The sequence below is a fragment of the Paenibacillus sp. UMB7766-LJ446 genome (genome assembly GCF_030226665.1).
Lineage (GTDB): Bacteria > Bacillota > Bacilli > Paenibacillales > Paenibacillaceae > Paenibacillus > Paenibacillus vandeheii.
Genome location: NZ_JASOYM010000006.1, coordinates 36,599 through 59,292, shown reverse-complemented (window position 1 = coordinate 59,292; position 22,694 = coordinate 36,599). Strand labels below are relative to the sequence as shown.

Below are 22,694 nucleotides of genomic sequence, written 5' to 3'. Positions count from 1 at the left end.
GAGGGGTGCAGGTTGTTTCACCACATAACCGTACTCAAAGAAGAGGCAACAGAGGGTTTAAACATCAAGCAGGACGGTATATACGTGGACTGCACTTTAGGCGGTGGCGGACACAGCTCCGTTATTGCATCCAAGCTCGGTCCAGGGGGGCGTCTGATCGCACTGGATCAGGATGATTGGGCTTTGGATAACGCGCGTGAAAAATTGGCTCCGTATGGAGAGCAGATTACATTGGTCAAAACCAATTTTCGTGATCTGGAACAGGTTCTGAAAGATCTGGAAGTACCGATGAAAGATGGCGTGCCGCAAGTAGACGGTATTTTGTACGATTTGGGGGTATCATCACCGCAATTCGACGAAGGAGAACGTGGATTTAGCTACAATCACGATGCTCCGTTGGATATGCGTATGGATCAGGATGCATCCCTTACCGCCAAAGAGATTGTTAATGAATGGCCGGAAGAGGAGATTGCCCGCATCTTGTACCGCTATGGTGAAGAGAAATTCTCTAGAAGAATTGCTCGTGTCATTGTTGAAAAGCGAAAGAAATCCCCGATTGAGACTACTGGTGAACTGGTGGAATTGATCAAAGAAGGCATTCCGGCCGCGGCTCGTCGAACCGGAGGACATCCAGCGAAACGCAGCTTTCAGGCATTGCGAATTGCGGTAAATGATGAGCTGGGCGCGTTCGAAGAGGGGTTACATCAGGCCGTTCGGTGCTTGGCACCAGGCGGACGTGTATCTGTTATTACTTTTCACTCACTTGAGGACCGGATTTGCAAACAGATTTTTAGCAGTTATCTGGAGAAATGTACATGCCCTCCCGATTTCCCGTTGTGTGTTTGCGGTGGTAAGGGTGTCATGCGTTTAGTGAACAGAAAACCGCTGATTCCAACGGAAACGGAACTGGCCGAAAACTCCCGTGCTCGTTCAGCGAAGCTGCGCGTAGCCGAGAAACTGTAAACCAAGAGCGGAGGAGAGAGTCGGAGTATGGCATATACACGTGGTAATCTAGCAATGAAAGAAAAAGCGTCCCAAGAACGTGTGACCCAGCAGCGGTACAAGGAAACCACCAAAGTGGTGACCCGTCGTACCGGTCTTCCGGCACGCGAGAAATTTTTGTATCTGATCACTTTGCTTGCAGTCATTGTTGTGGGTGGCGTAATGATGTCGCGTTATGCTCACATCTATGATCTGAATAAGCAGGCACAGACGACATTGTCTAAGGTGAGAGAAGCAGAGAAAACCATTGCAGATCTGCAAGTGGAAAAAGAAAGACTGAACAATCTGGTCATCGAGAATGCTCGCAAACTTGGTTATGTTGAGGCTTCCGGCAAGGATGTCATTTTTGTACCTCGTTCAACGAGTACAACGAATTCGGCAGGTACAGAATCGTCTTCGGATACAGCAAATAACTAGAACATTTTGTATCAATCCATAACGAGACTTCCAAGCAAGATGAGATCGAAATGCTCCTGTTCGTCAACATCTTGCACTTGGGAGTGAGATGGAATTGAAATATACAAAATGCTGAAGTAAAAGAGGTGTACCGATGGTAAAAAGAATAAAGATGCGCACGCTGATTATAGGGGGATGTATTACCCTCTTTTTTCTTGTATTAATAACCCGCATTTTTTTTATTCAGGTTGTTAATGGCGGTATTTGGCAGGAGCGAGCGGCTGGTTTGGTCGAACGCGAACAAACCATCAAGGCAAGTCGCGGGACAATTACAGACCGCAATGGCAACATTCTGGCGACAGATGCACCTGCTTACACGGTGTCTGTGAATCCGGCTCTGATTAACGAGTTCGGGATTGAAGATGTGGTTATTAAAGAATTGTCTAGTTTGTTGGGGAAAAACGAGAGCGAAATGCGTACACTTGTAACAGCCAAAGATAAGGATGGAAAGTTCTACAAGCAACGTGAAGTTCGCAGTGAAGGGTATAAAATCAGCCCTGAATTGGCTGCTAAAGTAGATGCATTTCGTGAAAAACTGCAGGATGACTACAAGGCTAAAAACGCGATTGTCATGACACAGGAGTCGAAGCGATATTATCCCGAGGAAACGCTCGCCTCTCATCTACTGGGATACATGAGCCGTGATGGCAAGGCTGTTAATGGACTTGAGGTTTCGTATGATGAACAGCTTACAGGTACAGATGGTTATCTGAACTATCAGAAGGATGCCAAAGGTATTAAGCTTCCTGACTCCCAGGATAATTATCTTCCTCCGCAGAACGGAAACAATCTAAAGCTGACGATCGATGATACCATTCAGTACTACATCGAAGAAGCGATGAAAGAAGCGGTAGCCCAGTACAATCCACTGAGCATGACTGTCATCGCAGCAGATCCTAACACCATGGAAATCTTAGGTATGGCCAATTGGCCGACCTTTAATCCTAATACGTATGGGGAAACGCCGGATCAGAAAAACTTTATTAACCATGCGATACAATCCATCTATGAACCAGGGTCTACTTTTAAAATTGTTACTCTGGCGGGTGCTGTTGAAGAGAAGCTGTTTGATCCAAATGCGACATTTGAATCCAAACGGGTATACATCGGTGGCTATCCAATCAGTGATAACGGTCACGCCTATGGCCGAATTTCCTACTTGGAAGGTGTCAAACGTTCAAGTAACATTGCGTTTGTTAATCTGGGTTATAACATGCTTGGTGGTGAACGGTTGCGTCATTACATAGACCAATTCGGTTTTGGTAAAAAGACGGGCATTGATCTGCCGAGTGAATCAGCCTCACCAATCAAGCCGCTGGTTTATAAATCAGAAATTGCCACAGCAGCATATGGTCATGGTCTTGTACAGGTAACGCCAATCCAGCAGGTAGCAGCCGTTTCGGCCATTGCCAACGGTGGCAAACTCATGGAACCGCATCTGGTGAAAGAAATAATTAACCCGAATGACGGTACATCAGAAGTAATCAAGCCGAAGGTTGTTCGTCAGGTTATTTCCAAGGAGTCTTCCAAACTGGTGAGCGGGTATCTGGAACAGGTAGTAGCAGACCAAACAATTGGTACAGGGCGTAATGCATACATTGAAGGTTATCGCGTGGCTGGTAAAACGGGTACAGCAAGAAAAGTTGTGAACGGGACATACAGCAAATCGAAGGATGTCGTTTCTTTTATCGGATTTGCACCCGTTAATAATCCCAAAATCGCGATGTTGATTGTGATTGACCAGCCTGATGGATCCAATATTGGCGGAGGGACTGCAGCAGCTCCGGTATTCAAGAAGATTGTAAGCCAGACTCTTCAGTATATGGGAGTTCCCAAAGACACGGTGAAGACCACTGACAAAAAGTCAAAAACAACTCCGGTCGTTCAAGCTAAAGCTCCTGATCTGTCGGGTAAAACAGCCAAGCAGGCGAGAAGCCAATTATTGAACGCAGGAATTGCCTATGAGACGCTTGGTCAAGGTGAAAATGTCATTCGCCAGTATCCTGTGGCGGGTGCAGCCATGAATCCTGGCCAGCGAATCTACCTGCTAACCGAAGAGAGCAGCAAAATGAAGATTCCTGATCTGACTGGCGAATCTCTCCGGGATGCCCTTGAAGTGCTTTCTCTTATGAAAGTGGGGGTAACCGTTAAAGGCGAAGGGTATGTCGTGAAACAAACGGAGCAGGTATCAGGCGAACAGAGAACGGTTGAGCTTTCGCTGCAGACGGCCAAAGCGGCAGTTACCGGTATAGCAGATGAAGCCCCCGAGTCTTCTGATCCAGCATTAGGTAACGAGACTAACAATCAGGGAGCAGCTAATGGTACGGAGAACACCGAAGAAACGGGCAAAACGGATACTACAAAACCACCTTCAAATGAGACAAAATCGTCTGCCAACACATCGGACGAGGGTTCGCTCCCATAGAGATCACTGACAGCTTGTTCTAACCCCCGGTTGTCCTGAATATTCATGAATGGAACACAATCATGATTTTGGGACGAGTGGGGGGATCTTTTCGTGAAGGGGTCAAGCGTAAATCTGCGGCGCAGGCTGTTATGGAGTTTAGTGATTTTAGTTCTGTTATTCTCAGCCTTGGTGATCAGGCTTGCTTATGTACAGTTGGGAAAAGGACCGGAACTATCCGCGAAAGCGGAGGAGTCTTGGCGGCGGAATATTCCTTATTCAGCCAAAAGGGGAGAGATCCTGGATCGAAACGGAACCTCTCTTGCCTACAATATAACTACACCGACCATTATGGCGATTCCTGCCCAGGTGAAGGAAGCAGAGACAACAGCAAGAGCACTCGCTCCTTTGCTGGGGATGACCGAAGAGAAAGTGCTGGCAACCATCAAAAAAAGAGAACTGATTGTAAGACTACAACCCGGTGGCCGCAAAATTACGATGGAGAAAGCTCAGCACATCCGTGATTTGAAGCTTCCGGGTATCGTTGTTGCTGAGGATAATAAACGCTTTTATCCTTATGATGATTTGGCGGCTCATATTCTCGGTTTTACGGGCATTGATAATCAGGGCTTAACGGGTGTAGAGAAAAGATATGATGATAAGCTGAACGGTCTAAATGGCAGTGTGTCCTACTTGTCCGATGCGGCCGGAAGGCTAATGCCGGGCTCATCTGAGAAGTATGTGGAACCGAAGGACGGTCTGAACCTGAAGCTGACTATTGATAAATCGATTCAGTCCATCATGGAACGTGAGCTGGATCAGGCTATGGTCAAGTTCCAGGCCAACTCGGCGCTTGCCATTGCAATGAACCCCAAAACGGGTGAAATCCTTGGCATGGCCAGTAGACCCGGATATGAACCAGCGGATTATCAGCAATATCCGGCCGATGTATACAACCGGAACTTACCAATCTGGATGACGTACGAACCCGGTTCTACGTTTAAGATTATTACGCTCGCAGCAGCACTTGAAGAGAAGAAAGTAAATCTGACGCAGGATCAGTTCTATGATCCCGGATTTGTTGAAGTTGGAGGCGCTCGCCTGCGTTGCTGGAAAAAGGGTGGCCATGGAAGTCAAACCTTCCTCCAAGTCGTGGAGAACTCCTGTAACCCTGGATTTGTTGCACTGGGTCAGAGACTGGGTAAAGAATCGCTATTCTCCTATATCAAAGACTTTGGATTCGGGACCAAAACAGGCATCGATTTAAGCGGTGAAGCCAGCGGGATTCTGTTCAAATTGTCACGGGTCGGACCTGTTGAGCTTGCAACAACTGCTTTTGGTCAAGGCGTTTCCGTTACACCGATTCAGCAAGTAGCGGCTGTGTCAGCAGCCATTAATGGTGGTAAACTATACAAGCCTTATGTTACAAAGGCATGGGTTCATCCGGAAACGGGTGAAGTGATGGAAGAGGCCAAGCCGGAACTGGTTCGTCAAGTCATCTCGGAAGATACGTCCAAGCAAGTGCGTGAAGCGCTAGAGAGTGTAGTTGCCAAGGGTACGGGACGTCCGGCGTTTATTGATGGATACCGGGTTGGCGGCAAAACGGGTACAGCCCAGAAAGTAATTAATGGACGTTATTCCTCTACCGAGCATATTGTATCCTTTATCGGTTTTGCTCCGGCAGATGATCCGCAGATTGTTGTTTATACTGCGGTGGATAACCCGAAAGGGATTCAGTTCGGCGGTGTGGTTGCCGCACCGATCGTACAGAACATTCTCGAGGATGCATTGCATTATATGAATGTTCCTGTTCGGAAGGATCAGGTAGCCAAAGAATACAAGTATGGAGAAACGAAAATCGTGACGGTTCCCGATCTGACAGGAGCTACGGTCGAAGACTTGTATGAGGACCTGAATATGAATTTTATGCTGGCCAAATCCGGCAGTGGAAAATATGTCATTAACCAGGCTCCGAAGCCAGGAGCACGGGTTGATCAGGGTTCTACCATACGCATCTATATGGGTGATGTACTGAATGATATCCATGACCATACCAAGGAGGAAGGACAAGAGCCCTGATCGGGCTCTTGATCTCCACCGCAACAAAATGCACGGAGTTGCGTTTCATTAATTGGCTGTGTTGACGATAGTAATGAATACAGAACTGTTGAAATTGAAGTAAACTTGGAAAAAGTGAGGTTATTCATGTGCTTTTAAAACAACTTTTATCAATGCTGACAACCGCCGGTATCATTGGCGAACCAAATACAGAATGTCAAAACCTACAGACAGATTCTCGCCAGGTACAACCGGGAGATCTGTTTATCTGTCTTCCGGGGCATACGGTTGACGGACATGATTATGCCGAGAAGGCCGTAAACGCTGGAGCTGTCGCTCTGGTTGTGGAACGAGAGCTGGATCTGCCTGTACCGCAGCTGCTTGTAAAAGACAGCCGTTTCGCTATGGCTGTACTGGCAGATTCCTTTTTTGACTCACCTAGCCGCAAGATGAATATGATTGGTGTAACGGGAACCAACGGGAAAACAACGACTACCTATTTAATTGAAAAAATCATGAGTGATTTTGGCCAAAAAACAGGATTAATCGGGACAATTCAAATGCGTTATGACGGGCGTACGTACCCGATGTCAGGCACTACACCGGAAGCACTTGATTTGCAGCGCAGTCTGAATGATATGGTGCAAGCGGGCACGGACTGTTGTGTAATGGAGGTTTCCTCCCACGCTTTGGAGCAAGGTCGAGTAAAAGGGACGGAATTCCGTACGGCTGTATTTACCAACCTGACGCAGGATCATCTGGATTATCATCATTCCATGGAAGAATATCGCGGAGCCAAAGGATTGTTCTTTGCAAGGTTGGGTAACGGATATACTGCGGATGCTTCCAAGCGCAAATTTGCAGTGATCAACGCAGATGATCCCGCTGCAGACTATTTTATATCTGTAACGGCAGCTGAAGTGATTACATACGGCATGGAGGACAATGCGGATGTACGCGCATCCCAAATTTCAATTACTTCGCAGGGTACCTCTTTCCATGTAGACACATTCAGAGGCAGCACCGATATTCGTTTACGCATGGTAGGTAAATTCAATGTGTACAACGCAATGGCTGCCATCGCTGCTGCTCTGGTTGAGGACATTCCGCTGGAGGAGATCAAACGTAGCTTGGAGACAGTTCCTGGCGTAGATGGACGTGTTGAGGCTGTTGACGAAGGACAGCCGTTTGCTGTCATTGTTGACTATGCGCATACCCCAGATGGCCTGGAGAACGTATTGCGGACGGTGAAGGAATTTGCTGAAGGACGTGTGATCTGTGTATTTGGCTGCGGTGGTGACCGAGATCGTACGAAGCGACCTCTAATGGGCAAAATTGCAGCAAAGTATAGTGATATTGTATTTGTCACTTCCGACAATCCGCGGACAGAAGATCCCGATCTGATTCTCAAGGATATTGAACAGGGCCTGATTGAAGACGCCATTGAACCTGACCGTTACACCATGATTGTGGATCGGCGCCAGGCGATTCATGAAGCTATTGAAATGGCAAGCCCTGCCGATGTAGTATTGATTGCGGGCAAGGGGCATGAAACCTATCAGATTATCGGCACAACTAAAACGGACTTTGATGATCGGATCATAGCGAAAGAAGCGATAAGGGGCAAATCCAATTGATAAAAAGAACATTGGCACAATTGGCCGAGATGTGTGGAGGAACACTAACTGACATTGCTGCTTATGGTAATGTTGGTGTTGAAGGTGTATTTACAGATTCGCGTAAGCCCGTTCCAGGCAGTCTCTTTATCCCGCTAGTTGGCGAAAGGTTTGACGGACATGAATTTGTGCAAACCTGTTTAGAGAAGGGCGCTGCCGGGACATTATGGCAAAAGGATCATGGAACTGCACCTCAAGGTGCTGTAATTATTGTGGAGGATACCCTTGTTGCATTGCAGGAGCTTGCGACCTCCTATTTAAAAGAAAACAAGGCCTCCGTTGTAGGCATTACTGGCAGCAACGGTAAAACAACAACAAAGGACATCGTGGATGCCATTCTGTCTACCACATTCAAAGTGCATAAGACCCAAGGCAACTTCAATAACCACATAGGTCTCCCGCTCACTGTGCTAAGCATGGAGCCGGATACGGAGATCGTCATTCTGGAGATGGGCATGAGTGGCCGAGGAGAGATCGAAGAGTTATCTGTAATCGCCCAGCCTGATGTCGCGATCATCACGAATATTGGTGAATCCCATCTGCTTCAACTGGGATCTCGATTGGAGATTGCTCGGGCCAAAGTTGAAATTGCGGCTGGCATGAAACCAGGTGGGCTACTGATCTATAACGGAGACGAACCGTTGATTGAGCAGGTTCTGGCAGAGCCAGCCACTAAGCTCCCTGAAGGGCTCCAGCGGTATACATTCGGCTTGCAGGCAGATAATGATGATTATCCTACCGGAATCATGAATGCGCAGAGCGGGGTCGCTTTTACAACCAAGCAGTCTGGAGAAGTTGCTCTTACAATGCCATTACTGGGGACACATAATGTGGTCAACTGTCTTGCTGCATTAGCGGTTGCCCGTCATTTCGGAGTGGCCGCTGAGCAGATTGTGGCAGGACTGTCACGTCTGAAATTAACCGGCATGCGAATCGAGATTATTAACGGTGTCAGTGGTTTGACCATGCTCAATGATGCTTACAACGCCAGTCCGACTTCCATGAAAGCAGCTGTGGATGTGCTGGAGAGCCTTAAGGGGTATCGGATCAAAGTAGCCGTGCTTGGTGACATGCTTGAGCTGGGGCCTCAGGAGCATGAGCTCCATCGGGGAATCGGTGAATACATCACACCCGATAAAATGAATATGGTGCTTGCTTATGGCCCATTATCAGCGAGTATTGCAGAAGGGGCAAGACAAAACATGCCAGCGGAAGCCGTGCACGCTTTTGAGAGCAAGGAAGAATTGACTCATTATCTGGTGGAGAATCTTCATTCTAGAGACGTTGTCTTGTTTAAGGCCTCCCGGGGCATGAAGCTGGAAGATGTGGTCGAAGCGCTAAAAATAGCTCCATTACAGAATAGAGTAGACTAGAGGGGTGAACCCATGGATTTTCAGGTATTACTGTTAACAATCGGTGTTTCATTTATTTTGGCGGTGATCGCCGCACCGCTCTTGATTCCATTGCTGCGTCGAATGAAATTCGGACAGCAGGTTCGGGAAGATGGGCCACAGAGCCATCTGAAAAAGAGTGGAACACCTACAATGGGCGGAGTTGTTATTTTACTCGCGTTCACATTGGCCTTTTTGAAATTTTCAGCGGTCAAAAATACGGACTTTTATGTCCTGCTTGTAGCTACACTCGGTTTCGGTCTGATCGGATTCCTGGATGATTACATCAAGATTGTATTCAAACGTTCACTGGGGCTGACGGCTAAACAAAAGATGATTGGTCAGTTATTTTTCAGTGCCGTGATGTGCTACTTGCTGATTCAGAATGGCCACAGCACAGCCATATCGATTCCAGGTACATCCTTCTCCTTCGACTGGACGGGATGGTTCTACTATCCGTTTGTCGTATTTATGATGCTTGCCATCACGAATGCAGTCAACTTTACCGATGGTCTGGACGGCTTGTTGTCCGGCGTGAGTGCCATCGCCTTTGGGGCATTTGCCATTGTGGCGATGCAGGCAACATCTATGCCGGCAGCGGTATGTGCGGCGGCGATGATTGGTGCGGTACTAGGCTTCCTGGTATATAACGCACACCCGGCCAAAGTGTTTATGGGAGATACGGGATCACTTGGAATTGGTGGTGCGATCGGTGCCGTTGCGATTGTAACGAAGACAGAACTTCTCTTTGTCATCATTGGCGGTATTTTCGTCATCGAAATCCTGTCTGTTATTATCCAAGTGGTATCCTTCAAAACTCGTGGCAAACGCGTATTCAAAATGAGTCCGATTCATCATCACTTTGAACTGAGTGGCTGGTCGGAATGGCGAGTTGTCATCACTTTTTGGGCGGTAGGTGCCATTTTGGCCGCTCTTGGACTTTATCTCAACAAGGGGTTGTAAACAATGAATCATCCGGAAACATATCGTGGGCAACAAATCGTCGTGCTTGGACTGGCCAAGAGCGGCGTGCAGGTCGCCAAAGTGCTGGATCGTGCCGGCGCAATAGTTACAGTCAATGATAAAAAAGAGAGAGAACAGTGTCCCGAAGCATCCGAATTGGAGGCTTTGGGAATTTCTGTTGTATGCGGGGGACATCCGGACGATCTGATTCACAGTGATGTGAAGCTTGTGGTCAAAAATCCGGGTATTCCTTACCAGGCGCCTCCTGTGCAGCAGGCACTTGCCTTAGGCATTGAAGTGGTGACTGAGGTGGAAGTGGCATATCATCTATGCGCTGCACCTATGATCGGAATCACTGGGTCTAATGGGAAAACGACTACAACAACGTGGGTAGGCAACATGTTGGAGCATGCCGGCTTGAAACCGATCGTTGCCGGTAATATTGGAACACCATTGTGTGAGGCAGCAGAGCAGGCTTCTTCGGATAACTGGATGGTGGTGGAGCTTAGCAGTTTCCAACTGAAAGGCACATCCGATTTCCGTCCGCGCATTGCCAGTCTGCTAAACGTAGCGGAGACTCATTTGGATTACCATGGGGACATGGATGATTATGTGGCTTCCAAATCCAAATTATTCTCCAACCAGCAACCGGAGGATGTAGCTATCCTGAACTGGGATGATCCAGTATGCCGTGGACTGGTTCCTTATATCAAAGCAAGACTGCTCCCATTCTCCCTGACAGAGAAGCTTGAAGCAGGGGTATATGCTGATCCTCCATACGTGGATGAGGAAGAGGATGACGTGAAGCGCCAGGTGATCTATGCAGACGGTCAGGGAAACCATCATATCATTATTGATGTGGAAGACATTGGACTCCCAGGACGATTCAATGTGGGAAATGCATTGGCAGCAGTAGCTATTGCTGTGACCGCTGGAGCCGACCCGTCTGTGCTTGCTGCGCCTCTGGCTGATTTCAAGGGGGTTGAACACCGTCTTGAGTATGTACTAGAACATGATGGAGCCAAATATTACAACAATTCTAAAGCAACCAATTCCAAGGCAACTGTAATGGCGCTGAACTCATTCAAGGAACCGGTTGTGCTCATTGCCGGAGGACTGGATCGTGGTTCAGACATGATGGAACTGCTGCCCTTGTTCCAGGAGCGTGTAAAAGCTGTGGTTGCTCTAGGAGAGACAAGAGCGAAAATTGCCAAAGTCGCGGAACTGGCGGGATTAAAGCAAATTAAGGTCGTCGATAATGAGGAGGACGCTGCCCGGACGTTAACCGCTGCCGTGCAGGAAGCTTCACAGTTTGCAGCTCCAGGTGATGTTGTCTTGTTATCACCGGCGTGTGCAAGCTGGGACATGTTTGCTTCCTATGAAGAGCGGGGACGCATTTTTAAAGAGGCGGCGCATAACTTGTAAGTAGGGGGGTGGAAAAGCCCCTACTTCCATGCAAGGGGTGGCCTCCTGATGAAACAGACGCGACCGGCGCCGGATTTCTGGCTCCTAATTTGTATTCTGGCATTGCTTGCCATCGGCATTATTATGGTATACAGTGCGGGCTCGGTGCTTGCTTTTCATGACTACGGTGATTCATTTTACTTTGTCAAAAGACAGCTGTTGTTCGCCGGACTTGGACTTGCTGCCATGTTTGTTACGGCAAATGTGGACTACCGGGTCTGGAGAAAGTATGCAAAGCCGATATTGATTGCCTGCTTTATAATGCTGATTGCGGTGCTGATTCCTGGCATCGGAGTGGTTCGCGGAGGAGCTCGAAGCTGGTTGGGCATTGGCTCATTCGGCATACAACCTTCAGAATTCATGAAACTGGGTATGATCCTGTTTCTGGCTCATTGGTTAAGCAAGGAGCCTGGTAAAATCAAAACGTTCACGACGGGGCTTCTGCCACCGCTCGGCTTGATTGGTTTGGCCTTTGGTATTATTATGCTTCAGCCCGATTTGGGGACAGGCACAGTCATGCTGGGTGCTTCAATGCTCATTATTTTCACAGCAGGAGCACGGATGAAGCATCTATTACTGCTTGCCCTCGGTGGTGTAGCAGGGTTTGCCGGGCTGATTGCGGCAGCTCCGTACAGATTGCAGCGAATAACGGCTTTTTTGGACCCGTGGTCTGATCCACTTGGTGCAGGATATCAGATTATTCAATCTTTATATGCGATCGGTCCTGGAGGACTTGCGGGCTTGGGGCTGGGTATGAGTCGACAAAAATACAGTTATGTACCCGAACCACAGACGGATTTTATTTTTTCCATTTTGGCAGAAGAGCTTGGCTTCATTGGTGGAATGATTGTATTATTGCTGTTCCTGGTCCTGGTGTGGAGAGGGATGCGCGTAGCGATGACGATACCGGATACTTTTGGCAGCCTTCTGGGCGTAGGCATTGTGGGTATGGTCGCTGTGCAGGTCATTATTAACATTGGTGTGGTCATCGGGCTTATGCCGGTTACGGGGATTACACTCCCACTCATCAGTTATGGCGGTTCATCTCTGACCTTGATGTTGACAGCGTTAGGCATATTATTGAACTTATCCCGTTATGCGAGGTGAATGTACGATGCGAGTCGTTCTAAGCGGCGGCGGTACCGGTGGACATATCTATCCGGCCGTTGCGATAGCAAGGCAATGTGAGGCGGAGAATCCCGACTCGACATTTTTATATATCGGTGGTACCCGTGGACTGGAAAGCAAACTGGTGCCACAAGAGAATATTCCATTTCAATCGATTGATATTACAGGTTTTCGCCGGAAATTATCCTTTGACAACGTGAAGACGGTAATGAGATTTCTGCAAGGTGTACGCAAAGCCAAGAAAATGCTCAAGGAATTCAAACCCGATGTTGTCATCGGTACGGGGGGCTACGTGTGTGGGCCTGTCGTGTATGCGGCAGCCAAACTCGGTATTCCGAGTGTCATCCATGAACAGAATGCCATTCCCGGACTAACCAACAAGTTCCTTACTCGTTATGTGGATACGGTCGCAGTAAGCTTTGAGGGTTCGGAGAAAGCATTCTCTGGTGCCAAAAGGGTTGTGTATACCGGCAATCCAAGGGCTACCACGGTAGCTCAAGCCAGCCGTGATCGTGGATTCGCGACACTGGGTGTACCTATGGACAGCCGAGTAGTTCTTGTGGTTGGTGGCAGCCGTGGTGCGAAGGCAATCAATAAAGCTATGGTGGATATGGCACCGATGCTGGCCAAGCTTGAAGATGTGCACGTGGTCTACGTAACAGGTGATTCTTATTTTGACGAAACGCGTGAAGCGATCCGCAGCTCCCTTGGAACGATGCCGAATCATCTGCATGTGCTGCCCTACGTACACAACATGCCCGAAGTTCTTGCATGCACATCGCTGATCGTGAATCGTGCTGGGGCTTCGTTCCTTGCCGAGATCACATCGCTCGGAATTCCATCCATCCTGATTCCGTCACCTAACGTGACGAATAATCATCAGGAGGCAAACGCCCGCACGCTTGAGGGTGGAGGCGCATCGGTTACGATGCTGGAGAAGGATCTGACAGGCCAGGGGCTGTATAAAGCGATTGCTGGAATTATGAATGACGAAGCGGCGCGCAAAAGGATGGCAGAGGCCTCCAGGAAACTGGGAAAACCCGATGCAGCCGAGGTACTTGTGAGCGAGATTCGGCGTCTTGCTGCAGGGCGTTAAAGTGCGTTTTGGGCGATTGTCACACACACGGCGGGACTGACATAAGATACCCTATAAATCGTGACAATCGTTCCATGGCGACGCAACACGGCCAGCAGCAATGTAAACTGCCGTGCTCATCGGTTTTGAAGTAAAGGAGGATGTTAATATGCAGCAGTGGATATCGCTACTATCCCAGAACAATGTCGGCAATGTTCTTGAAAACGAGCCGCTAGCCAAATACACCACATGGAAGATCGGCGGTCCTGCAGATGCGCTGGTCATACCGGAAAACAAAGAGCAGATGGTTAATCTCATCCAATTACTGCACAAGCATCAGATCCCATGGATGCAGCTTGGACGGGGTTCAAACATGCTGGTGTCCGACAAGGGAATTCGCGGAGTTGTTGTGAAACCGGGAGAAGGCTTTGATTATGCCGAGTTTCACGAGGGCGGGGTAACTGCCGGAGCGGCACATTCCTTTGTTAAACTCAGTGTTGTTGCTGCAAAAAAAGAGTGGACCGGTTTGGAATTTGGCAGCGGCATCCCCGGAACGGTCGGGGGAGCCGTATATATGAATGCTGGTGCCCATGGATCGGATGTGTCACGGATATTTCAATCCGCTGAGATTGTACTGGAGACAGGGGAATTGGTACGTTACAGCAAGGAGGACATGGAATTTGCTTATCGCCACTCTGTTCTGCATGACCGGAGAGGCATCGTGCTGGAGGCTACATTTGCACTCCAGCAGGGAGAACGCAAAGTCATTTCGGAATCAATGGCAGCTTACAAAGACCGTAGGCGCCGTACACAGCCACTACAGATGGCGTGTGCTGGCAGTGTATTCCGGAATCCACCTGGTGATCATGCCGCCCGTCTGATTGAAGCAGCGGGGCTAAAGGGTATGACTCAGGGAGGCGCACAGGTATCCACCATGCATGCCAATTTCATTGTCAATACAGGCCAAGCAACAGCAGAGGACGTTATCACCCTAATGCAGCAGATTCAGAGCACTATATCATCTCAAAACGGTATTAACCTGGTACCGGAAGTCTTCGTAGTGGGTGAACGGTAAACCCCGGAGGTGATACATTGGACAAATTGGTGATTGAAGGCGGGAAACCCCTCTCAGGATCCATACGCATCCATGGAGCAAAAAATGCAGCTTTACCGATCATGGCCGCAAGTTTGTTGGCAGACGGAGAAATTACGCTGCACAACGTTCCGCACTTGCTGGACATCGAAGTGATGCTGTATATCCTGGAACGACTTGGATGCACGTGTCGGCATGAACAGGGAACAGTGACGATAGATACGTCGTCCATCCGGTCATATGATGTGCCTGAGGATCTCATGAAACAGATGCGTTCTTCCATTTTTTTAATGGGACCATTGCTGGCTAAGTTTGGGCAAGTATCCGTATACCAGCCAGGTGGCTGTGCTATCGGGGAACGCAAAATTGATCTTCACCTTCGGGGCCTGGAAGCGCTCGGAGCTTCGATTGAAGAGCTGGATCAGCAGATCATTTGCCGTGGGCGTAAGCTGGTGGGTACAGATATTCATCTGGATTTCCCCAGCGTAGGAGCCACAGAAAATATTATGATGGCTGCCGTTACGGCTGAGGGTACAACAACGATATTTAATGCAGCCAGAGAACCAGAAATACAGGATCTGCAGCATTTTCTGAATGCGATGGGTGCACGAATTATCGGTGCTGGAACGGATACGATTACGATTAGTGGTGTGGAGAAACTCAAGCCGTGCTCTTATGAAATTATACCGGATCGGATCGTTGCTGGAACGGTGATGATTGCGGCCGCAGCAACGAGAGGGAATGTAACGCTTACACACTGCAATCCGGCCCATCTTACTTCCCTTATACATGTGTTGAAGCGTACTGGTGTTCAAATCACAGTCTGCAATGATATAATGACGGTGAGCTGTATGAGCCGTCCCAAATCAGTAGACCGCATTGTGACTTCTCCGTATCCTTCATTCCCAACAGACCTGCAGTCGCAAATTATGGTGCTGCTCAGTCTGGCAGACGGTTTTAGTGTGATGAAGGAAACGGTATTCGAGGGTCGGTTCAAACATGTGGATGAGCTGAATGTCATGGGTGCCGATATTTCGGTAGACCTGAATGCAGCATTTATCCGTGGCGTTCCCCGTTTGTACGGGGCTACAGTGGAAGCAACCGATCTGCGTGCAGGTGCAGCATTAGTCATTGCTGGCCTTGCTGCCCAGGGAAAAACGGTTGTGGAGCAAGTGCATCATATTGATAGAGGGTACGATCGTATCGAGAAGCTCTTTCAGAGTTTGGGAGCTTCGGTTGAGCGACAGTCCCCCGTTTCGAAGCAGCTGGATTTTGCCAATTAACGTCCTTTGAGTCCCCTTCTTAAGGGAAGGGGACCGGAGGCTTTGTGGAGCGCGACCTATGCCTAAAAGCCAAATTCCGGTTCTGAAGAAGAATCGGCCCAAACGAAACACAAGCCGTAAAATTGTTTTTATTCTATTACTTCTTTTTATTGTATTACTTGCTGTACTTTTTTTTCGTTCTTCGATGAGTCGGATTTCGGCAATTGAGATTACGGGTAATGTATACACAACAACTTCGGAACTGCTGGAGAAAAGCGGTCTGAAGGAGGGCGAACAGTTTTTTGGGACAAGCTCGGCTGATGTGATCGAGCGACTGAAAACGATCAAGGCTATATCAACCGTAACTGTGGATAAACAATTTCCGGGTACTATTCTTATCAAGGTGCAGGAATATCCAACGGTTGCGTATGAACTTGGTTCTGACGGTACGCTAAAAGCCATACTGGCAAGCGGGACAAGCTTAACGGTTCCTGCCACCATTGGAGTTGCCGTAGAGAAACCTATATTAACCCAATGGAAGGCTGATGATCCGCTCAAGGCCAAGCTGAGTGAAGCGTTGGCCAAGATCCCGAATGAACTAACAACGGATATTTCAGAGATTATTCCGAATCCTACGCCTTCATTCCCGGATCAGATTCGGATGTATACCAAGTCACAGTTTGAAGTGATTACAACCGTTTCTCTATTGTCCGATAAGGTAGAGTATCTCAACCAGGTCATTGAGACGGAACGGCCAGGGAAAATCACGATGCTGGAGGCCGATACGTACGTGCCTTTCATTCCGGATAACCCGGAAGAAGATGCTGAACCAGGAGCAACTCCCTGATTTCCGCCTTTAATTCGGTTAAGCTGCATTCAAAACCAGGCGGGATCGGGGTTTAGCCCCTCTTATCCAGTGAAAGTTGTTCTTTCTGAGACGAAGAAAAAATGATACACTTGAATATGGCACCTAAGTTGCCTCCTTCTTTTTTCTTCAAGGTTTTATGTCTCACAACCAGATCTTGGCACCCAAAAAAATTGTAGAAAAAAGAGGGAAAGCCTAAAGTGTGTTGAATATGTTTTAAGAGTGTTTAAACCCGAACGTATTTTACTATTTGGAGTCAGGAGGTGCCACAGACTTGAGCAACAATGACATCATTGTTAGTTTGGACATCGGTACATCCAAAATTCGCGCTATTATTGGGGAAATGAATAATGGAACCTTTAATATTATTGGAGTTGGATCTGCCGACTCGGAGGGAATTCGCAAAGGTGTAATCGTAGATATCGATCAGACGGTGCAATCGATCCGCAATGCAGTGGATCATGCAGAACGTATGGTAGGTATTCAAATATCCGAAGTATATGTTGGAATCTCGGGAAATCATATCGGACTGATGAGCAGTCACGGCGTCGTGGCAGTGTCTAACGAGGATCGTGAAATCGGAGAAGAAGACATGGAGCGGGTGTTGAAAGCAGCCGAAGTGATTGCGGTCCCACCGGAACGGGAAATTATTGATGTTGTAGCCAAGCAGTATGTTGTAGATGGCTTGGAGGGCATTCAGGACCCCCGTGGTATGATTGGTGTTCGTCTGGAAGTGGAGGCGACCATCATTACGGGTGCAAAAACCGCGATACATAATCTTTTGCGCTGCGTGGAAAAAGCGGGTCTGAAAGTAAGTGATCTGGTACTCATGTCACTTGGAGCAGGTCAGCTGGCTTTGTCCAAAGATGAAAAAACGATGGGTTCCGTGCTGGTTGATATCGGAGCAGGGGCTACAACCATCGCCATCTTCGAAGAAGACAGTCTCGTTGCAACTTCAACCCTGCCTATTGGCGGGGAGTTTGTAACCAATGACATCGCCTATGGTTTGCGCACATTAACAGATCAAGCCGAAAAGGTAAAACTGAAATATGGCTGCGCATGGCTGGATGACGCGGCTGCGGATGTCATGTTCAAAGTAACACGGATCGGCAGCAATGTAGACAAGGAGTTCTCTCAAGAGGATCTGGCGGCTATTATCGAACCTAGGGTTCAGGAAATATTCCAGATGATTTCTCAAGAAGTGAAGCGTCTTGGTTACAATGATCTTCCGGGAGGTTATATACTAACGGGAGGTACGGTCTCTATGCCGGGTGTTCTGCAGGTAGCTCAGCATGAGCTTGCTGCTTCGGTACGAGTTGCGGTGCCGGATTATATTGGTGTGCGTGACCCGGGCTTTACAAGCGGTGTCGGTATTTTGCACAGTGTAATCCGCAGTTTGCGTATTCGTCCCTCGATCAACAACGGCGGTGGAAATAATAATAACAACAATAATAACAAAAAACCGACCAACCGTCCTAAGCCGAATACGGCCCAGGAATCGGAGCAGAAACCAGGTCTGTTCGAACGGCTGAAAAATATGTTTAGTGAATTTATATAACAGGTTGGATCTATTTCATACAATTCTTGAAGCCGTTTGAATGCGCTGGTTCTAAAATAAACGCTTTCGTTCGTCGATATATGAAATTGATTCGGTTCAAATCAAAAATTGGACGGGCCATCCATGCACATTGAGGGGGAGATGGAATAATATGTTGGAATTTGATTTCGAGATGGAGAGCTTGGCTCAAATTAAAGTCATCGGTGTAGGCGGCGGCGGAAGCAATGCAGTCAACCGAATGATTGAAAATGGTGTACAAGGTGTAGAATTTATTACGGTGAACACGGATGCACAGGCATTACACCTGGCAAAATCCGAGCATAAATTGCAAATCGGTGATAAATTAACCCGTGGTCTTGGCGCTGGCGCCAACCCGGATGTAGGTAAAAAAGCTGCGGAAGAATCCCGCGATTTGATCATGAATACCTTGAAAGGTGCAGACATGGTATTTGTGACAGCCGGTATGGGCGGCGGTACGGGTACAGGTGCGGCTCCGGTGATTGCCGAAATCGCCAAAGAGTGTGGCGCACTTACCGTTGGTGTGGTTACTCGCCCGTTCACATTTGAAGGACGTAAACGTTCCAGCCATGCAGAGCAAGGTATTGAAGCTCTCAAGGAAAAAGTGGACACGCTGATCGTCATTCCTAATGATCGTTTGCTTGAGATTGTTGACAAAAAGACACCAATGCTAGAAGCATTCCGCCAAGCGGATAACGTGCTTCGTCAAGCGGTACAAGGTATCTCCGATCTGATTGCAGTACCGGGTCTGATCAACCTTGACTTTGCAGACGTCAAAACGATCATGCACGAGCGTGGATCTGCGCTGATGGGGATTGGTGAATCGACTGGCGAGAACCGTGCAGCAGAAGCAGCACGCAAAGCAATTATGAGTCCTTTGCTTGAAACGTCCATCGAAGGTGCACGCGGCGTTATCATGAACATTACGGGTGGCATTAACCTGTCCCTGTATGAAGTTAATGAAGCAGCTGAGATCGTTACGTCCGCTTCCGATCCGGAAGTAAACATGATCTTCGGTGCGATCATTGATGAGGATCTGAAGGAGGAAATCAAAGTAACGGTCATTGCGACTGGCTTTGAAGATAAACCTGCTTCACCACCACCTGGACGTAAACCGACTCCAGCAAGTGAGCCTGCGGATAACCGTTCGCCGAACCTGCGTCCATTTGGAAATCAGCCGAGCAGTGATCAGCTGGATATTCCGACATTTTTGCGCAATCGTTCACGCAATAATAATAACGATTAATACGTTAATCGATTTAAATGAAGACCCGGTACTCCTGATGGAGCCACCGGGTCTTTTTATTTTTTTACATTTTATCACACATCATTGAACAAATTCTGAACAAGGGGCCTGAGTAATTCCGACAAAAAAAGTTGAAAGGGTCCCCCCATGATTAGACAGACTTTGAAAAGTGCGCTCCTTATACTTGTGAATATGCTCATGAATATCGGATAACGTTATTTCGATATGCTGCGCGCAGGCAGGTGAAGAATGTGGTAGTTTATGTGGATCTTATTTTTTTGACGAACCTGTGTATTGACGGTGCACTCATCGGCTTGACGGCTTGGATGCGCAAAACGAAGCTGGTCTGGTGGAGATGGTTGCTGTCCGCGATCGTCGGTGCGTTGTACGTCGTCATGATGTTTGTGCCGGAGTTTGATTTTATGTTCACCTTTTTGATCAAGTTTGGATTGTCTCTGGTGATGCTGAGTATTGCATTTGGGTTTAAGGGTCTTCAGGCATTTATACGGACTTTGGGCACCTTCTATGTGATCAATTTTGTCGCCGCCGGAGGAATTCTGGGTGTACATTACATGCTCCAAAGCTCCGGGGAATTGTTCAACGGCATATGGTTTACAGCATCGGGTGGGATGTCATTTGATCTGAAAATCGCCTTCTGGTTCACGTTTGTCGTCTTTTTTGCCGTGCTTTTTTTATTCAAAGCCGTGCAGAGCTCGAAACGTAAAACAGACCGAATGACAACGTACTTGGGTAAAGTAGAGGTTTTAATTGACGAGGTGACTATTTCTTGTACAGGCCTTCTGGATACAGGAAATCAACTCACAGATCCCCTCTCACGAATGCCCGTCATGGTCATGGAGGTATCGTTATGGCAAGACATGCTGCCTGCTGCATGGAAGGGCAGGTTGAAGGATGAGGCGCCGGACAACCTTATCATGGAGCTCGATCAGGAGGATTTTCACTGGCAGGATCGTTTAAGGCTGGTACCTTATCGAGGTATTAACAAAGGAACTGCGTTTATGCTGGCGATGAAGCCAGACCGGGTGAAGGTAACGATGGATGAGATGTGTTATGAGACGACAAAGGTATTAATAGGGTTGGACGGGGGCGTACTGTCATCCGATGGAAAATACCAGGCCGTGATTCACCCTGAGCTTGTGCAAGACGCCGCTTCTGCGCAGTCTACGGCTATCTCTGCGGGAGCAACAGAAAAGCCGCTGAATGTGGTATAGGAGGAACGTACATGCTTGTAAAATGGAAACTGGTGGCGCAGCTGCAGTACTATCGTTTATTATTTCTGCTTGGTTTAAAAAGTGAAGAGATTTATTATATCGGAGGCAGTGAGGCGTTACCGCCCCCATTAACACGTGAAGAAGAAGAATTTTTGTTGCAAAAGCTGTCTTCAGGCGATTCGGCGATTCGTGCCATGTTGATTGAACGTAACCTGCGGCTGGTGGTATACATCGCGCGCAAATTCGAGAACACAGGTATCAATATCGAGGATCTCGTCTCTATCGGTGCGATTGGATTGATCAAAGCGGTGAACACGTTTGACCCGGAAAAGAAAATTAAGCTGGCTACCTATGCTTCCCGTTGTATCGAAAATGAAATTTTGATGTACCTGAGACGTAACAGCAAAATTCGTACAGAAGTTTCTTTTGATGAACCACTCAATATTGATTGGGATGGAAATGAACTATTATTGTCCGATGTACTCGGTACAGAGAACGATACAATCTATCGGAATATTGAAGAACAGGTAGACCGGAAGCTTTTGCATAAGGCATTGGAAAAATTAACAGAGCGGGAACGAATGATTATGGAGCTTCGTTTTGGGCTGACGGATGGGGAAGAAAAGACACAAAAAGATGTCGCCGATCTGCTTGGAATCTCCCAATCCTATATCTCCCGTCTCGAAAAAAGAATCATTAAAAGACTCCGTAAGGAGTTCAACAAGATGGTCTGAACAGGATCATTTTTCATAATGGGTATTAATGGCAAGGATGCCAAGTGCGAATAAAAAAGCCTGCCCCGGAGATAATGTACATTAATGTTTCTCCTTGGGAGGTAAATCACGATGACCCGAAACAAAGTCGAGATTTGTGGCGTGGACACCGCAAAATTGCCTGTCCTCACCAACACAGAAATGCGGGAATTGTTTCATTCCCTTCAGCAACACCATGATCGCTCAGCAAGAGAGAAATTAGTGAATGGCAACCTGCGTCTTGTACTCAGTGTCATTCAGCGCTTTAACAATCGGGGAGAGTTTGTCGATGATCTGTTCCAGGTTGGATGTATTGGCCTGATGAAAGCCATTGATAATTTTGATTTATCCCAGAATGTCAAATTTTCAACCTACGCGGTGCCGATGATTATCGGTGAAATCCGTCGATACCTGCGCGACAATAACCCCATTCGGGTATCTCGCTCTTTGCGGGACATTGCTTATAAAGCACTTCAGGTGCGTGACAGCCTGACGAATAAAAACTCTCGTGAACCGACGATATTCGAAATTTCTGAGGTACTGAACGTACCGAAGGAAGATGTGGTTTTTGCATTGGATGCCATTCAGGACCCGGTTTCGCTCTTCGAACCGATCTATCATGATGGTGGAGATCCGATTTATGTAATGGATCAGATCAGTGATGACAAAAACAAGGATGTGTCCTGGATTGAGGAAATTGCACTGCGTGAAGCGATGCACCGTCTCGGTCAAAGGGAGAAAATGATTCTGTCGATGCGGTTTTTCGAAGGGAAAACCCAGATGGAAGTGGCTGATGAAATTGGCATTTCCCAGGCGCAGGTATCCCGTCTGGAGAAATCAGCGATACAACAAATGCAGAAACATGTGAAGTCGTAACAAGGGGCAAGCCAGGAGGCGATTCAAGGAAAGAGATATTCCTTGGATCGTCTTTTTGCTTTTTGCATTTCGACACCAGTGGAAGTGAATTTGTTCAGTTTCCTCTGAAAAAGAGGACATTTTTCGCGTATGAAACATATATTGTATAGAAGCGGAGAACGGGCAGAAGCGGATT

At 47.8% G+C, this 22,694-nt stretch carries 18 protein-coding genes; all 18 read left to right on the top strand.

Annotation, left to right across the window (positions count from 1 at the left end; translation table 11 throughout):
* The first annotated feature begins 12 nt into the window (after nucleotides 1-12).
* The 18 genes from rsmH (at nucleotide 13) to sigG (ending at nucleotide 22,519) form a co-directional block, all read left to right on the top strand.
* Nucleotides 13-963, top strand: coding sequence for a 16S rRNA (cytosine(1402)-N(4))-methyltransferase RsmH (gene rsmH / locus QP794_RS16350; RefSeq protein WP_079349621.1), 951 nt, complete (start codon nucleotides 13-15; stop codon nucleotides 961-963).
* A gap of 27 nt (nucleotides 964-990) precedes the next feature.
* Nucleotides 991-1,419 (top strand): hypothetical protein, encoded by a 429-nt coding sequence (locus QP794_RS16345; RefSeq protein ID WP_285078096.1) that lies wholly within the window; start codon nucleotides 991-993, stop codon nucleotides 1,417-1,419.
* 133 nt (nucleotides 1,420-1,552) lie between these two features.
* Nucleotides 1,553-3,883 (top strand): penicillin-binding transpeptidase domain-containing protein, encoded by a 2,331-nt coding sequence (locus QP794_RS16340; RefSeq protein ID WP_285078094.1) that lies wholly within the window; start codon nucleotides 1,553-1,555, stop codon nucleotides 3,881-3,883.
* A 93-nt stretch (nucleotides 3,884-3,976) separates the two neighbouring features.
* Nucleotides 3,977-5,941 (top strand): stage V sporulation protein D, encoded by a 1,965-nt coding sequence (locus tag QP794_RS16335; protein WP_079349618.1) that lies wholly within the window; start codon nucleotides 3,977-3,979, stop codon nucleotides 5,939-5,941.
* 128 nt (nucleotides 5,942-6,069) lie between these two features.
* Complete coding sequence (locus QP794_RS16330) at nucleotides 6,070-7,557, top strand: UDP-N-acetylmuramoyl-L-alanyl-D-glutamate--2,6-diaminopimelate ligase (RefSeq protein ID WP_285078093.1); 1,488 nt, start codon at nucleotides 6,070-6,072, stop codon at nucleotides 7,555-7,557.
* Nucleotides 7,557-8,969 (top strand): UDP-N-acetylmuramoyl-tripeptide--D-alanyl-D-alanine ligase, encoded by a 1,413-nt coding sequence (locus QP794_RS16325; RefSeq protein ID WP_285078308.1) that lies wholly within the window; start codon nucleotides 7,557-7,559, stop codon nucleotides 8,967-8,969. The genes QP794_RS16330 and QP794_RS16325 overlap by 1 nt, the downstream gene beginning before the upstream one ends.
* Before the next feature lie 12 nt (nucleotides 8,970-8,981).
* A complete protein-coding gene (gene mraY, locus QP794_RS16320; RefSeq protein WP_024628420.1) occupies nucleotides 8,982-9,950 on the top strand; it encodes a phospho-N-acetylmuramoyl-pentapeptide-transferase in 969 nt (322 codons plus the stop codon).
* A 3-nt stretch (nucleotides 9,951-9,953) separates the two neighbouring features.
* The gene (gene murD, locus QP794_RS16315) at nucleotides 9,954-11,375 is read left to right on the top strand and encodes a UDP-N-acetylmuramoyl-L-alanine--D-glutamate ligase (protein WP_285078091.1); all 1,422 of its coding nucleotides are present in this window, start codon (nucleotides 9,954-9,956) and stop codon (nucleotides 11,373-11,375) included.
* A 48-nt stretch (nucleotides 11,376-11,423) separates the two neighbouring features.
* Nucleotides 11,424-12,521: a stage V sporulation protein E gene (gene spoVE, locus QP794_RS16310; RefSeq protein ID WP_285078090.1), complete on the top strand. Its 1,098-nt coding sequence runs from the start codon at nucleotides 11,424-11,426 to the stop codon at nucleotides 12,519-12,521.
* A gap of 7 nt (nucleotides 12,522-12,528) precedes the next feature.
* Nucleotides 12,529-13,638, top strand: coding sequence for an undecaprenyldiphospho-muramoylpentapeptide beta-N-acetylglucosaminyltransferase (gene murG / locus QP794_RS16305; RefSeq protein ID WP_079349614.1), 1,110 nt, complete (start codon nucleotides 12,529-12,531; stop codon nucleotides 13,636-13,638).
* Between the two features lie 148 nt (nucleotides 13,639-13,786).
* On the top strand, nucleotides 13,787-14,692 hold the full coding sequence (murB, locus tag QP794_RS16300) for a UDP-N-acetylmuramate dehydrogenase (protein ID WP_094937306.1): 906 nt from the start codon (nucleotides 13,787-13,789) through the stop codon (nucleotides 14,690-14,692).
* Nucleotides 14,693-14,709: 17 nt separating this feature from the next.
* On the top strand, nucleotides 14,710-15,993 hold the full coding sequence (murA, locus tag QP794_RS16295) for a UDP-N-acetylglucosamine 1-carboxyvinyltransferase (RefSeq protein ID WP_079349612.1): 1,284 nt from the start codon (nucleotides 14,710-14,712) through the stop codon (nucleotides 15,991-15,993).
* Between the two features lie 58 nt (nucleotides 15,994-16,051).
* Nucleotides 16,052-16,819 (top strand): cell division protein FtsQ/DivIB, encoded by a 768-nt coding sequence (locus tag QP794_RS16290; protein ID WP_079349611.1) that lies wholly within the window; start codon nucleotides 16,052-16,054, stop codon nucleotides 16,817-16,819.
* Between the two features lie 292 nt (nucleotides 16,820-17,111).
* The gene (ftsA, locus tag QP794_RS16285) at nucleotides 17,112-18,395 is read left to right on the top strand and encodes a cell division protein FtsA (RefSeq protein WP_285078086.1); all 1,284 of its coding nucleotides are present in this window, start codon (nucleotides 17,112-17,114) and stop codon (nucleotides 18,393-18,395) included.
* Between the two features lie 151 nt (nucleotides 18,396-18,546).
* The gene (ftsZ, locus tag QP794_RS16280) at nucleotides 18,547-19,659 is read left to right on the top strand and encodes a cell division protein FtsZ (RefSeq protein ID WP_094937304.1); all 1,113 of its coding nucleotides are present in this window, start codon (nucleotides 18,547-18,549) and stop codon (nucleotides 19,657-19,659) included.
* 251 nt (nucleotides 19,660-19,910) lie between these two features.
* Nucleotides 19,911-20,891: a sigma-E processing peptidase SpoIIGA gene (gene spoIIGA / locus QP794_RS16275; protein WP_285078307.1), complete on the top strand. Its 981-nt coding sequence runs from the start codon at nucleotides 19,911-19,913 to the stop codon at nucleotides 20,889-20,891.
* 11 nt (nucleotides 20,892-20,902) lie between these two features.
* On the top strand, nucleotides 20,903-21,625 hold the full coding sequence (sigE, locus tag QP794_RS16270) for an RNA polymerase sporulation sigma factor SigE (RefSeq protein WP_017687308.1): 723 nt from the start codon (nucleotides 20,903-20,905) through the stop codon (nucleotides 21,623-21,625).
* Between the two features lie 111 nt (nucleotides 21,626-21,736).
* The gene (gene sigG, locus QP794_RS16265) at nucleotides 21,737-22,519 is read left to right on the top strand and encodes an RNA polymerase sporulation sigma factor SigG (RefSeq protein ID WP_024628410.1); all 783 of its coding nucleotides are present in this window, start codon (nucleotides 21,737-21,739) and stop codon (nucleotides 22,517-22,519) included.
* The last annotated feature ends 175 nt before the right edge of the window (nucleotides 22,520-22,694 follow it).

Coding starts and splice junctions, on each gene's coding strand:
- QP794_RS16345 (WP_285078096.1), top strand. CDS start 991: ATGGCATATACACGTGGTAATCTAGCAATGAAAGAAAAAGCGTCCCAA.
- spoVE (WP_285078090.1), top strand. CDS start 11,424: ATGAAACAGACGCGACCGGCGCCGGATTTCTGGCTCCTAATTTGTATT.
- mraY (WP_024628420.1), top strand. CDS start 8,982: ATGGATTTTCAGGTATTACTGTTAACAATCGGTGTTTCATTTATTTTG.
- murB (WP_094937306.1), top strand. CDS start 13,787: ATGCAGCAGTGGATATCGCTACTATCCCAGAACAATGTCGGCAATGTT.
- QP794_RS16340 (WP_285078094.1), top strand. CDS start 1,553: ATGGTAAAAAGAATAAAGATGCGCACGCTGATTATAGGGGGATGTATT.
- murD (WP_285078091.1), top strand. CDS start 9,954: ATGAATCATCCGGAAACATATCGTGGGCAACAAATCGTCGTGCTTGGA.
- sigG (WP_024628410.1), top strand. CDS start 21,737: ATGACCCGAAACAAAGTCGAGATTTGTGGCGTGGACACCGCAAAATTG.
- sigE (WP_017687308.1), top strand. CDS start 20,903: ATGCTTGTAAAATGGAAACTGGTGGCGCAGCTGCAGTACTATCGTTTA.
- ftsZ (WP_094937304.1), top strand. CDS start 18,547: ATGTTGGAATTTGATTTCGAGATGGAGAGCTTGGCTCAAATTAAAGTC.
- QP794_RS16290 (WP_079349611.1), top strand. CDS start 16,052: ATGCCTAAAAGCCAAATTCCGGTTCTGAAGAAGAATCGGCCCAAACGA.
- murG (WP_079349614.1), top strand. CDS start 12,529: ATGCGAGTCGTTCTAAGCGGCGGCGGTACCGGTGGACATATCTATCCG.